Origin of the sequence: Streptomyces sp. NPDC002886 (genome assembly GCF_042888445.1) — a bacterium.
GTDB lineage: Bacteria > Actinomycetota > Actinomycetes > Streptomycetales > Streptomycetaceae > Streptomyces.
The window spans coordinates 404154-416555 of sequence record NZ_JBIAPV010000001.1; the positions used below are offsets into that span (position 1 = coordinate 404154).

At 72.9% G+C, this 12402-nt stretch carries 13 protein-coding genes; 5 read left to right on the plus strand and 8 right to left on the minus strand.

Features of this window, described 5'->3' with window-relative positions:
* Positions 1-25: 25 nt before the first annotated feature.
* Together ACFYYB_RS01705 and ACFYYB_RS01710 are read right to left on the minus strand one after the other, a co-directional pair.
* Positions 26-1351: an MFS transporter gene (locus ACFYYB_RS01705; protein ID WP_389432595.1), complete on the minus strand. Its 1326-nt coding sequence runs from the start codon at positions 1349-1351 to the stop codon at positions 26-28.
* 2 nt (positions 1352-1353) lie between these two features.
* Positions 1354-2235, minus strand: a complete 882-nt coding sequence (locus tag ACFYYB_RS01710) for an alkaline phosphatase family protein (RefSeq protein ID WP_389432597.1) — start codon at positions 2233-2235, stop codon at positions 1354-1356.
* Between the two features lie 264 nt (positions 2236-2499).
* Here ACFYYB_RS01710 and ACFYYB_RS01715 point away from each other — a divergent pair, with 264 nt between their 5' ends.
* A complete protein-coding gene (locus tag ACFYYB_RS01715; protein WP_389432599.1) occupies positions 2500-3750 on the plus strand; it encodes an alpha/beta hydrolase in 1251 nt (416 codons plus the stop codon).
* Here the strand turns inward: ACFYYB_RS01715 and ACFYYB_RS01720 are convergent.
* Positions 3728-5218 carry a carboxylesterase/lipase family protein gene (locus tag ACFYYB_RS01720; protein ID WP_389432601.1) on the minus strand — a complete coding sequence of 497 codons (1491 nt, stop codon included), beginning with the start codon at positions 5216-5218 and terminating at the stop codon, positions 3728-3730. The genes ACFYYB_RS01715 and ACFYYB_RS01720 overlap by 23 nt on opposite strands.
* A 173-nt stretch (positions 5219-5391) precedes the next feature.
* Here ACFYYB_RS01720 and ACFYYB_RS01725 point away from each other — a divergent pair, with 173 nt between their 5' ends.
* On the plus strand, positions 5392-5751 hold the full coding sequence (locus ACFYYB_RS01725; RefSeq protein ID WP_389432602.1) for a hypothetical protein: 360 nt from the start codon (positions 5392-5394) through the stop codon (positions 5749-5751).
* Between the two features lie 199 nt (positions 5752-5950).
* Positions 5951-6232: a chaplin gene (locus tag ACFYYB_RS01730; protein WP_254380539.1), complete on the plus strand. Its 282-nt coding sequence runs from the start codon at positions 5951-5953 to the stop codon at positions 6230-6232.
* Between the two features lie 94 nt (positions 6233-6326).
* Here ACFYYB_RS01730 and ACFYYB_RS01735 read toward each other — a convergent pair whose 3' ends face one another.
* Both ACFYYB_RS01735 and ACFYYB_RS01740 read right to left on the minus strand, forming a co-directional pair.
* Positions 6327-7190, minus strand: a complete 864-nt coding sequence (locus ACFYYB_RS01735; protein ID WP_389432603.1) for a tyrosinase family protein — start codon at positions 7188-7190, stop codon at positions 6327-6329.
* 6 nt (positions 7191-7196) lie between these two features.
* Positions 7197-7583: a tyrosinase family oxidase copper chaperone gene (locus tag ACFYYB_RS01740; RefSeq protein ID WP_389432604.1), complete on the minus strand. Its 387-nt coding sequence runs from the start codon at positions 7581-7583 to the stop codon at positions 7197-7199.
* Between the two features lie 176 nt (positions 7584-7759).
* Here ACFYYB_RS01740 and ACFYYB_RS01745 point away from each other — a divergent pair, with 176 nt between their 5' ends.
* Positions 7760-9124, plus strand: coding sequence for a hypothetical protein (locus tag ACFYYB_RS01745; protein ID WP_389432605.1), 1365 nt, complete (start codon positions 7760-7762; stop codon positions 9122-9124).
* A gap of 10 nt (positions 9125-9134) precedes the next feature.
* Here ACFYYB_RS01745 and ACFYYB_RS01750 read toward each other — a convergent pair whose 3' ends face one another.
* From ACFYYB_RS01750 to ACFYYB_RS01760, 3 genes are all read right to left on the minus strand, one after another.
* On the minus strand, positions 9135-9992 hold the full coding sequence (locus ACFYYB_RS01750; RefSeq protein ID WP_389432606.1) for a YhjD/YihY/BrkB family envelope integrity protein: 858 nt from the start codon (positions 9990-9992) through the stop codon (positions 9135-9137).
* Positions 9993-10091: 99 nt separating this feature from the next.
* Entirely contained in the window at positions 10092-10703 is a 612-nt protein-coding gene (locus ACFYYB_RS01755; protein ID WP_389432607.1) for a trimeric intracellular cation channel family protein, read from the minus strand.
* Positions 10704-10842: 139 nt separating this feature from the next.
* Positions 10843-11472: a sigma-70 family RNA polymerase sigma factor gene (locus ACFYYB_RS01760; protein WP_389432609.1), complete on the minus strand. Its 630-nt coding sequence runs from the start codon at positions 11470-11472 to the stop codon at positions 10843-10845.
* Positions 11473-11559: 87 nt separating this feature from the next.
* Here ACFYYB_RS01760 and ACFYYB_RS01765 point away from each other — a divergent pair, with 87 nt between their 5' ends.
* Complete coding sequence (locus ACFYYB_RS01765) at positions 11560-12387, plus strand: alpha/beta fold hydrolase (RefSeq protein WP_389432610.1); 828 nt, start codon at positions 11560-11562, stop codon at positions 12385-12387.
* The last annotated feature ends 15 nt before the right edge of the window (positions 12388-12402 follow it).

The following is a 12402-nucleotide window of genomic DNA, read 5'->3' on the forward strand; positions in this document are numbered from 1 at the left end:
GGCCTTTCGTCGGCTACGGAGGGATTCAGGCGGGCGCGGCGTCGGGCGCCCGGGTGTCGGACGCCCCGGTATCGGGCGCCGGGGTGTCCGGTCCACCGCCCGGTCGCAGCCGGACGCAGAGCGCGACGGCCCCGGCCAGCAGGACGGCGGCGGCGCACAGGGCGGGGCGGGGACCCCAGAGGGTCCAGGCGGCGCCGAAGCCGAGCGAGGCGGCGAACCGGGCGAGGGCCTGGCCGGTCTGGACGAGGGCGAGGCCGCCACCCAGGTGTTCCTCCGGGACGGCGCCGGCGGCCGCGGCCATGAGCACCCCGTCGGTGGCGGCGTAGAAGCCGCCGTGCAGCAGGAGGACGGCGTAGGGCAGCGCGGGATGGGAACCGCCCGCGAGCAGGATCCCGTACGCGGCGAGCAGCGCGAGGTGACCGCCGAGGAAGACGGCCCGGCGGCCGACCCGGTCGGCGAGCCGGCCCAGCGGCAGCGCGAGCAGGAAGAAGGCGGCGGCGGTGCCCAGCGGCAGCAGGGCGAACCAGCGGTCGGCGATGCCGGTGGAGTCCTGCAACAGCAGGAAGACGAAGCCGTCGCTGACCGTGCACAGGCCGAGCAGCAGGGCGCAGAGGCCGATGCGGCGCAGGTCGGGGCGGCGCAGGAGGCCGAAGGCGGCGCGCAGCGAGACGGGGGCCGCGTCGGCCGCGGGCACGGTGCGCCGGCCGGGTACGAAGAGCACCAGCACGAGGACGCCCAGCGCGGCCACACAGGCGCTGACGGTGAAGACGGCGTCGTAGCCGTCGGCGGCGCCGCGCAGGATCAGGAAGGCCAGGATGGGTCCGATCAGGGCGCCGGCGGTGTCCATCGCCCGGTGGACGCCGAAGGCCCGGCCCCGCTCCTCGGGCGCCGCGGCCAGGGAGATCAGGGCGTCGCGCGGGGCGGTGCGCAGGCCCTTGCCCGTGCGGTCGAGGGCGAGGACGGCCCCGATGGCGGGCAGGGTGGTGGCGAGCAGCAGCAGTGGTTTGCACAGGGCGGAGAGCCCGTAGCCCAGGCCGGCGAGGGCCTTGTGGCGGCCGAAGCGGTCGCCGAGGTGGCCTCCGGTGAGCCGGACCAGGGCGCTGACCCCGTTGTAGAGGCCGTCGAGCAGCCCGAAGCCGAGCGGGGTGAGCCCGAGTCCGGCGACGAGGTAGAGCGGGAGCACGGCCGTGACCATCTCCGAGGAGACGTCGGTGATGAGGCTGACCGTGCCGAGCGCGAGCACCGTGGGGGCGAGCGCGGCGCGCCGCCCGGGGCGGATGCCCTGGGCGGCGGCCTGCGGCTCTGGGGTCACGGCGGACGCGGGGGTGGCGCGACTGTCCGCAACGTACATGGTCAGGAAGTCCAGATCCCCGTGATGTCCTTGGCGGTGGCCGCGTTTCCGGCGTGGGCGGTCAGACCGGCCAGGCCTTCCAGGGTGCGCAGCACGTCGTAGTGGTTGTAGGTGGTGGAGGTGCTGGATCCGGGGGTCACGGACTGGCCGTAGAACACCGTCGGGATCTTGTTGCCGGCGAGGCGGTTGTCCTCGTCGAAGGTGACGACGAGCAGGCTGTTGTGGGTCTTGGCCCAGTCCGCGTAGGCCTTGACCTTGTTCTTGAGCCAGGTGTCGCCGGTGCCGACGGAGCAGTCGTGCATGTCGTTGCAGAGGTCCGGGACGACGAAGGACACCTTGGGCAGGGTGGTGAAGTCGGTGGGGAACTGGGTCATCGTCTTCGCGGTGCTGGTGGGCACGTTGGAGAAGGCGAACCAGGGGTTGTGCTTGCGCGCGTACTTGCCGCTGGAGCAGGTGGTGGAGCCCGCGCTGGGGAGCCCCTCGTTGTAGCTGGCCCAGGTCTTGCCGGCGGCGATCAGCTCGGAGGCCAGGTTGGGCGCGGAGCTGAAGGCCGGCGTGTAGCAGCTGTCACCGGTCACGCCCTGGTGGGAGCCCGAGAAGAGCTGCAGGTAATTGGGCTGGCTCGGGTGCGTGATGCCGTAGGAGGCGGTGAGGTTGGCTCCCCCGGTCTTGAGGGAGTTGATGTACGGGGCGCTGGAGCTGCCGATGACCTGGTTGTAGGCGTGGTTCTCGAAGACCACGACGACTATGTGGTCGGGTGCGGGCAGGCCGGCCGCGTGCGCGGGCTGGGCGGAGCCGATGCCCGCCCACAGCGCGGCGCCGGCGGCGGTGACGCCGAAGGCGGCGGCGAGGGCGGTCTTGCGGCGGGACCGTGAAAAGGGCATGCCGAACACGGGAATTACCTCCGGGCAGGGTGGTCTGGGGGCGGCGCGGACGTACCGTACCCACCGGCATGTGCAGAGGCCAGGGATACTCGGCGAACAGAACGGGAACTCCACAGGCCCTTTTCGCGTAGGGCAACGTGATCCTCTTCGGAACACCAAGAGACGTAAAAATCGGGAACCTGCGGGCACGTACGCTCATCTTTCGATCGAAAGCAGTCCCAACCCCGCCCCCACGGGGCAGCACCAGCCGGAGAGCACCCGCACATGTCGCACTCACCCGACGGACAGCAGCAGCCGTACCGCTCGGAAGGGCCGTACCAGCAGCAGCCGTACCGCTCGGAAGGGCCCTATCAGCAGCAGTACGGCACCGAAGGGTCCTACCAGCAGCAGTACGGCCCTCCGCAGCCCGAGGAGCCGCGGCAGCCCGAGAGCTCGCGCCGGCGGCCGTCCCGGGTCCGGCGGTGGGTGATCGCGGGTGCCTCCGTCCTCGCGCTGGCGGCCGTCGCCTCGCTCGTGATGAGCCACTACGAGATACCGCCCTTCACCGACAAGGGCGACTCCGTCTCCTTCGGCCAGCTGCCGCCGTCCGGCTCAGCCGGGGGCGACACCGGTGGAGCGGCGCTGCCCACGCCGCCTCCGCACTCGAAGATGTCGATGCCCACCGGCCCGGCGGCCGACTTCAAGAACGCGATGACCCTGCCCGACGGCACGCACGTCGCCGTCACCACGATCACCGGCAAGAAGTCCGGGTTCAAGGGCAAGGTCTGGGTGTGGGCGCCCAAGGAGTACGGCGACCCGAAGTTCGCCAAGAGCGGGTTCCCGGTCATGATCGCGCTGCCCGGCGGCGCCGGTTACCCGAACAACTACTGGATGGGCACCGACCTGGGCCTCCAGAAGAGCATCAGCAAGTGGTACAGCGAGGGGAAGAGCAAGCCCTTCCTCCTGGCCATGCCGGTGCTGAACCCCGGCCCGGACGACAAGGGCATCTACTGGGACGCCTCCGACATCCCGGGCCAGCCCAAGATGGACAGCTGGCTCACCGACGACGTCCCGGACCTGATGCGGCAGAACTTCCGCACGGTCAAGTCCCGTGACGGCTGGTCCTACATGGGCTCGTCCACGGGCGGCTTCGCCAGTCTCAAGGCCGTGCTGAAGTACCCGGAGAAGTTCAAGGCGGCGATCTGCTCCGGCCCGGACATCCTCCCCGACTCCCCCCTGTGGAAGGGCCACGACAAGGAGAAGGCGGAGAACAACCCCGAGCTGCTCGCCAAGGCGCTGATCGGCAAGAAGGGCAGCCCGGACGTCTACCTGGCCTTCCAGGTCGGCACGAACGAGAACAACAAGAACACCCTGCCGAACGTGCAGAAGTTCATCGCCACCTACGGCAAGGGGCCGATCCACACCAGTCTGAGGATCATCCAGGGCGGCAAGCACAACGCCAACACCTACGTGCCCAACATGGGCGAGGGGCCGATCCAGTTCATCAGCAAGGTCATGGAAGGACCCGTGGAGTAGTCGCCCCGCCGACCGGTACGGGCTCCTCGTGCCCCGGCCCGCCGAACACCTTCGGCGGGCCGTCGCCGTTCCAGGGCGACCAGCCGGGATCCCCCTCGACGGCGAAGCGCACCCAGGCCGCGTGCATCTCCCCGGCCAGCTCCCGCGGGGCGTCCGGCCCGGCCAGCCAGGAGGCCTCGGGCACGTCCAGGGTGTCGAAGACGAAGCCCAGTTCCAGGGCGTGGCAGGACCCGAGGCCGGGGACGCCGGACGGCCAGGCGAACTCGTACACGAAGCTCGGCGAGCTCCTCCCGGCCGCGCCCGCCAGCGCGCGCAGCGGGTCGCGCAGCAGCCGGTCGGTGAGCAGGTGGCCGAGGAGGTCGGCCGGTCCCGCGCCGGGCCGCTCGGCGCGCAGGGCCCGTACGGCGGCCCGGTCCTTGCCGGAGCGGAGCCGGCCCAGCGCCACGGACAGCGGTCCCAGCCGGTCCAGCAGCCGCATCGTGCCGGTCGGGGCCAGCCAGAGCCGGTACTCCTCGGCGGTCCAGCCGAGCAGCAGCGGTACGTCGCCCCGCGCGGCCGCCGCCGCGAGCGGATCGGGCGGCAGCGTCGCGGGGTCCGCGACCAGGCCGAAGGCGGGGCCGCCGAGCAGCGGGGAGGAGCGGCGCAGTACGGCCGCCTGGGCGGCGAGCAGATCGGGCAGGGCGGCCCGGGCGAAGGCCTCGGCGGTGGCGGGGACCTTCAGCAGCGCGGCCATCCGCCGGACCATGGTGCGCACCCGGTCCCGCGGCAGCACCTCGGGGGCTCCGCTCTGCAGCACGGCCTGCCGGAAGAGGCCCGCGGCGCGGGGGGCGGCGAGCAGGGCGCCGATGCTGATGGCCCCGGCGGACTCGCCGAAGACGGTGACCCGGCCGGGGTCGCCGCCGAAGGCCGCGATGTTGTCCCGCACCCAGGCCAGGGCGGCGATCTGGTCGAGCAGCCCGCGGTTGGCGGGGGCGTCGGGGAAGAGGCCGTAGCCGAGGACGCCCAGGCGGTAGTTGACGGAGACGAGGACCACCCCGTCCCGGGCGAAGGCGGAGCCCTCGTAGACGGGGACGGCCGAGGAGCCGCGGGTGAGGGCGCCGCCGTGGATCCAGACCATGACCGGCAGCCGGGCGGAGGGCGCCGGCTCCGGGGTCCACACGTTGAGGTTCAGGCAGTCGTCCCCGGGGACCTCGGGGTCCGGGAGCAGCGCGGCGAACGGCTCGGGGTAGGGCGCCTTGGGCGCGGTGGGGCCGTACGCACCCGCGTCGCGCACCCCGTCCCAGGCCTCGGGCGGCTCGGGCGCGGCGAACCGGCGGGCTCCGACGGGCGGGGCGGCGTAGGGGATGCCCCGGAAGACGGCGATGCCGTCCGGCCCGGTCCTGCCCTCGACCTCGCCGTGGGCGGTCCGGACCCGGGGGCGGGAGCCGGGGCGGTCCGGGTCCGGGGTTCCGTTCGCCGCTGCGGCCATCACGTCCTCCTCCTGTCGGGGCGCCCGGAGCCGCTGGATCCGGTGTTCCCCGGAGCGCCGGTCGCACCGTCGCACAGGCATGCGCGGGGTGACAAGGCGTGACCCCGCCCGGGGCGCGCCGGGTTGGGCGGGGCATGCGATCCCTGTCTCTCCCCCACACCCTTCGGAGCCTCGTGCGCACCGGATCGGTCCCCGTCCTGCTCCTCGCGGCCGCGGCCACGGCCGGAGCGGCGGCCGGCTCCGGCGCGTACGCGGCCGACGGCCCGACCGCCGCCCTCGGCACCCCGACGGCCGTCGGGCCCGCCTTCCAGTACCTCGGCACGGACGACCGCCCGCACGGCATCGACGCCCCGAAGGGCTGCGTGGCGGCCCTGGGCGGCGGCGGCCGGGCGGTTTCGAACAAGACCGGTAAGTCGGTGGCCCTGTACCGGGAGCCGGGCTGCGTGGGAACCCCGGTGGAGGTGCTGGCGCCGGGTGCGGTCAAGCAGGTGCCCCGGTACTTCTCCTCCGCCCGCTTCTCGGCCGGCTCGTAGTCCGGAATCGGCGGGTGGACCGGGATCCCGGGGCAGGTCGGCAGGGATACCGGGGCAGGTCGACCGGGATCCCTGCGCAGTCGGAGATCACCGGCGGCCCAGCGACCGTGACCCTTGGGCGCTCCCCGCGTTGTATGCCATGTCAAACGCCGCAGCTTCGGTTTTCTGCGGCACCCCCATTCCTTTCTAGGAGATCTTGATGTCGCGTATCGCGAAGGCATTCGTCATCACCGCTGCCGCCGGTAGCGCCCTGGCCGCCGGTGCGGGTCTGGCGGCTGCCGATGCCGGAGCGCACGGTGCGGCGGTCGGCTCCCCCGGTGTCCTCTCGGGCAACCTGCTCCAGGTTCCGGTGCACGTCCCGGTCAACGTCTGCGGCAACACCGTCAACGTGATCGGCCTGCTGAACCCGGCGTTCGGCAACACCTGCGTCAACGCGTCGGGCGGCGGCGACCACCACACCGAGGGCAACTACGGCGGCTGATCGCCAAGTAGCCCGAAGGGCCCCCGCCGTCCGGCGGGGGCCCTTCTTCGTGTTCTTCCTCGGGTTTCCCGCCGGGCCCGACTGCGCCCGGGGCTCACTCGTAGCGGTAGAGCCCCTGGTGGCCGAGCATCTCGCGCGGGGTGACGTCCCACGGCGGCATCGGCTCATCGAGGGAGATCACCCGGCCGCGCTGGAGGTCACCCAGCGGGAGCGGGGCGGCGGGCAGGTAGCCAGAGGCCGGGTGCCGCTGCTGCCAGCGGTCCCAGAGCAGGTCCACGAAGGCGTGGTGCAGCCAGAAGGCCGGGTCGTTGGGGGCCGTGCCGCCGGTCATGTGGCCGCCGATCCACTGGTGCACCTTGTTGTGGTTGCGCCACTTCTCGCTCTTCGGGGCGGCCCAGCCCTCCAGTTTGTTGCGGAAGCCGCCGCGCCCGGCCGTCGAGTCCCAGGGCGAGCTGTCGTACAGCGGGTCGTCGAGCGCCCACTGCAGCTCGGCCGGGGTCGGCAGGCTGATCGGGTTCTGCGGCCGGCCCAGGTTGCGGGTGAGGAAGGCGGCCTCGGTGATGCCGACCGTGACCGTCCAGTTGCCCTTCCCGTAGGCGAACGGGCCGGTCATCACCTGGCGGTCGCTCTCGCGGCCGGTCCCGCCGAGGAAGTCCTCCGCCCACAGGGAGGAGGCCGGGCTGTTGTCGGTGGTCCAGTCCCAGTAGGGGATGGTGACGCCCGGGTCGACGCTCTGGAGCTGGGCTTCGAACTCCAGCAGGTAGCGCCGGTGCCAGGGGAAGAAGGACGGTGACATGTGCCCGACGCGCAGTTTGCGGTCCCGGTCGGGGACGAAGTACTTGTCGTGGGTGCGGACGAACGCGTCGTAGGTGCCGTTGCGCTTGAGCTCGATCACGGCCGCCGTGAAGCGCTTCTTCTGCGCGCTGGTCAGGTTCTTCTGGTTCTGCCGGATGTACACGCCCTGCTACTCCTGTCGCCCGTGGTGTGCGGCGGCGAACGCCAGCTGGGTGGTGCCCAGTTCGTCGACGGCCGCGCGGGCGAGCTCCAGCGGGGTCGCGTAGGACTGGAAGTGGTTGATCCCGCTCAGGTACGTCCCGTCGGAGCGGCGCATGACGTGCAGGGCGCGGCCGTCGATGCGGACGGAGGTCCCCGTCGGGTCGACGGCGATGTGCCGGCCGCGGTACGTCTCCTCGCCCGCCGAGATCAGCGGGGCCGGTGTGAGCGTCTGCCGGGGTCGGCGGGCGCGCAGTACGGGGGCCAGCGCCGCGGCCGTGCCGGCGAACACGGCCGCGGCGAAGGCCGTACGGAGGACCGCGCGGCGGGTGAGTGGTGCGGCGGGTGCTGCGTACATACGGTCTCCCTCGCTCGGTGGCCGGTGGCTACGGGTCTAACGCGGCGCGGCGGGCGAGGTCACCGGGGAGACGGGCGCCGCTTCGTGTGGTTGTAGGAGGAGACGGTCGCCGCCGGCGGCGAAGATCACCCGGAGAGCCCAGCCGAACGCGCGGATCCGGCGGCCCTGTGTGTCCCATGGGACACGAGCGCGTCCTCGCCTGCGTCGTCCCCGGGAGTGCCATGAGCGTGCCGTCCGATCTCCCCGACGAAGTGCCCGCACCGGGTCGGACCGGAGGATCCCGTGCCCGGCGGATCGTCCTGAGCTCGGTCTCGGCGGTGCTGATCACCCTCACCTGCGTTCTCGTGCCGGTCTCCCTGATCACCGTCTGGGTGCACGACATCGTGCTGGACACCGGCCGCTACGTGTCCACGGTGTCCCCGCTCGCCTCGGATCCGGCGATCGAGGCGGCGGCCGTCCACCGCATCACCGAAGCCGCCGACGTCCGGGTCGACGGCGCCGAGGTCACCGCGGACCTGGCGAAGTGGCTGGAGGCCCAGGGGCTGCCGCCCCGTGTGGGGACGGCGGTCAAGGCACTGGGGCCGCAGCTGGACTCGGCGGCGGACGCGGCCGTCTCCAAGGTGGCGACCCGGTTCGTCGAGAGCGACCGGTTCGAGACCGTGTGGACCACCGCCAACCGTGCCGCCCACACCGCGGTGGTGCACGCGCTGACCGGTGAGGGCCGCGGTGCGGTGGGAGTGGAGGGGGGCACCGTCACCCTCGATGTCGGCGCCGCCGTGGAGACCGTCAAAAAGGACCTCGTGGAGGCCGGCCTGTCCCCGGCCGAGAAGATCCCCGACGTCGACAAGCAGATGGTGCTCTTCCAGTCCGAGAAGCTGGGGAAGATCCGGGGTGCGGTCCACCTGCTCGACGTCGTCGGCAACTGGCTGCCCGTGCTCACGGTGGTCCTCGGCGCCGCCGGAGTGCTGCTCGCCCGGCGCCGCCGGCGTGCCCTGGTGACCACGGCGCTCGGCGCGGCCGCCGCCTGTCTCGTCTTCGCCATCGGGCTGATCGTCGCCCGCCACTACTACCTCGACCACCTTCCGGCGCAGGTCCAGTCACCGGCCGCGGCGGCGGCGGTCTTCGACACCCTGGTGCGGTTCCTGCGGGTCAGCATCCGGACCGCGCTGGTCCTCGGTGTCGTCGTGGCCCTCGGCGCCTACCTCTCCGGCGCGGGCCGCCTGCCGCGCGGCCTGCGCGGCGGCGCCGAGCGCGCGGCCGACTCCGCCGCCGGGTGGGGCGCATCCCACGGAGTGCGCACCGGGCGCGTCGGCACCTGGGTGGAGGCGCACCGCGGCCCGCTCACCATCGGCGTACTGCTGGTGTGCGCGCTCGTGTTCGCGCTGTGGAACCACCCGACGGTGCTCACCGTCCTGCTGCTGGTGCTGATCCTGCTGGCCGTGCTCGCCGTCCTCTCCCTGCTCGCGGCCGGTGGCCGCTGCGCCGACCCCGCGGACCCCGCCGACCGAACCGACCGCGCCGACCGCGCCGGGCAGCGGTAGCCGCGTACCGTCACGGCGTCGCGGGGTCCACGACCGTGGGCGTGCGGAGCCAGGCCGCCGGCCGCGGTTCGTGCGCCACCACGTACCCGACGGCGATGGCGAGGGTGATGACGATGAAGAACCCGATGAGCCAGGACAGCAGGACGAAGACCGAGCCGAGGCTGCCGAACTGCTGCAGGCTGCGATCCACGGCATGGGGCATGTAGACCCTCGACCCCACGGTCAGCAGCTGCTCCCCGAACCCGCCCAGCAGCGCACCGGGCAGCAGCGGCAGCCACGGGATCCGGGAGCCGAGCAGCAGGTACTGGGTCCACCACCACAGCAGGGTGCCGCTGACCGCGGCGAGGGTGAAACCGGTGATCCGGCCGGTGCCGAACGCCGTCTGCACCAACCCCTGGAACAGCAGGGCGACGAGCCAGACGACGAGCCAGGCCAGCCACCGCCAGGCGGCGACCCGGGCCTTGGACTTGGGCAGGTGCCAGGAGCGCTCGCACGTCTTCTGCAAGGCCCGGCTGCACGCGGTCGCCGACAGCAGCGTCACCAGGATGCCCACCCCGCCGGTGCTCGCGACGGCCGTGACATCGGTGGCGGAGTAGACCGACTGCACCTGGTCCAGTGCGGCGTCCGTGAGCCCCAGTGTCGTACGGATGGACGTGACCAGCTGCTGCTGGAGCCAGTCGGGGGCGAGTGCGGCGATGACGAAGACGGCGGGCACCGCGCCGAGGAAGGCCTGGGCCGCCAGCCTGGTCGCACAGTCCAGCACCCTGACCGCCGCGAGCTGCGCCAGGAGCCGGCCCAGCAGCGGGGTGTGCTTGCGCATCCACTGGGGGACGATGCGCATCTGAGGGATCGTCTCCGGTCCGGACACGGTGGGACTCCTCGGGGCGCGGTTCACGGCGGCCGTGACCGCCCTTCCGAGAACCATGCCGGAAGACCCCGATTCCGGGGTTTCGCCACTCTGACGGCGTCAGCCCGTGGTGCGCTGGAGCCGGGGCAGGTGCAGATCGCGGAAGATCGCGGTCATGCGCAGGGCGAAGACCAGTCCGGCCGACACCACGATGTTCGTGGTGTCCGGAACGCCGGCCCAGTGCAGGCCGAGGTAGGAGAGCGCCCCGGCCAGCGCGGCCGTCGCGTACACCTCCTCGCGCAGCAGCAGCGGCGGGAACTCCCCGCAGAGCACGTCGCGGACGACCTCGCCGGTGACGCCCGTCAGGACGGCCAGGATGAGCACGGCGACGGGGGTGACGTGGGCGTCGATGGCGGCGCGGGCGCCGATCACGGTGACCACGGCGAGGCCGACGGCGTCGACGACCATGAGCGCGCGCTGCGGGAGCTCCCAGCGGCGCAGGTAGAGCATGGTGGCGACGGCGACCGACCCGATGAGGACGAGCAGCAGCCAGTCGTGCGTCCAGTAGAGCGGGTGCCGGCCGAGGATGAGGTCGCGCAGGGTTCCGCCGGAGATGCTGGCCGCGAAGGCGAGGACGAGCCCGCCGAAGGGGTCCATGTTGGCGCGGTGCGCGGCGAGGACGCCGGAGGCGGCGAAGGCGGCGATGCCGAGGAGGTAGAGGGCGTGCAGCATGGCGCCTCCTTCGAGGGACGGCGTACGGGGGGACCCGTAGAGGCTGCCCGACGCGGGCGCGCGTCCGCATCGGCCGTTCGGCCGGAACCCGGTGGCGCGTCGGGGCGGGTGTCCGCGCGCTCCGACCCGCCCCGACCCGTCAGGTGCCGTCGCCCAGCCGGTCGCGCTGGATCCGGTGGGCGAGGGTGCGGCGCACGGAGGCCGGGGTGTCCGTCGTGGTGGCCCCCGAGGGGACGTCGAGGCCTCGGCTGATGGCGTCGTACGCCTCCCGGTAGCTGCCGGGCAGGTCCTCGCGGTGCAGTCTCAGGTCCTCTTCGACGAGGCGTCGCAGCTCGTCCACGTCCCGGGGCGTGAAGCGCTTCCTGCCCCGGGCGACGGCATCGACGCGGCGGGCGCAGCGCGCGGTGTCCGGGTGCGCCGCGGCGATCTCCTCGGCCAGGCCCCACAGGCGCCCTTCGAGCCAGGGCGCGTCGCCCTGGTCGAGGGAGAGTCCGATCTGCGGGAGCGGCTCCTGCGCCTTGTACTTCGCCACCTGCTTGGACACGGCGGGCTGGCTCATGCCGGTGAGCCGGGCGATCTTGTCCTGCGTCCAGCCGAGGCCCGTGAACACCTTGATCATCTCGGTGCGCAGCTTGCGCATCTCCTCGCCCGCGCGGATGACCTCGTTCATCTCCGCGAGCATCCGCCCGGCCTGCTCCTCGGTCAGCGACCCGGGGATGGGCCCGGGGGTGGGGCCGGGGATGGGGCGCACGCCCTCGTCACCTGTCATAGCTCGGTTATACACCGAAACCGCGCTCCGGGAGCATCCATCCATAACCGAGTTGTACAACCTGGTTATGGATGGCAGGCTGCACCCATGCCCACCTTCTGCGCACCCGATGGAACCCGGCTCGCCTATCGCACGGCCGGAGACGGCGACCCGCTCGTCTGCGTCCCCGGAGGACCTACGGACTCCCGCTACCTCGGGGACCTCGGCGGCCTGTCCCGCCACCGCCGGCTGATCCTCCTCGACCTGCCCGGCACCGGCGGGTCGGCGGTGCCCGAGGACCCCGCCTCCTACCGCTGCGACCGGCTCGTCGCGTACGTGGAGGCGCTGCGCGAACACCTCGGGCTCGCCCGGACGGACCTGCTCGGCCACTCCGCCGGGGCCAACGTCGCCCTGGGGTACGCCGCCCGGTACCCCGGCGCCATCGGCAAGCTCGCCCTGATCGGCCCGAGCACCCGGGCCGTCGGGATCGAGACCACCGCGGCGACGCGGCTCGAACTGGCGCGGCTCCGCGAGGACGAGCCGTGGTTCCCGGCCGCGTTCGCCGCCCTGGAGGCCGTCTCCGCGGGCACGGGCGGCGACTGGGACGCCCTCGCCCCCTTCTTCTGCGGCCGCTGGGACGATGCCGCGCGGGAGCACCACGCCGCCGGTCTGCCCGTCAACCGGGAGGCCGTCGCCCACTTCGGCGCCGAGGGCGCCTTCACCCTGGAGGCCACCCGCGCGGCGCTCGCGTCCTTCGGGGCGCCCGTCCTGCTGCTCACCGGAGAGTTCGACCTGAACAGCCCCCCTCGGTCGACGGCCGAGCTCGCGGCGCTGTTCCCCGACGCCACGCTCTCGGTGCAGGCCGGAGCGGGCCACTACCCCTGGATCGACGACGCCGGACGGTTCGCGGCGGCCGTCGAGGCGTTCCTGGGGTGAAGGTCCGCCGCCCTC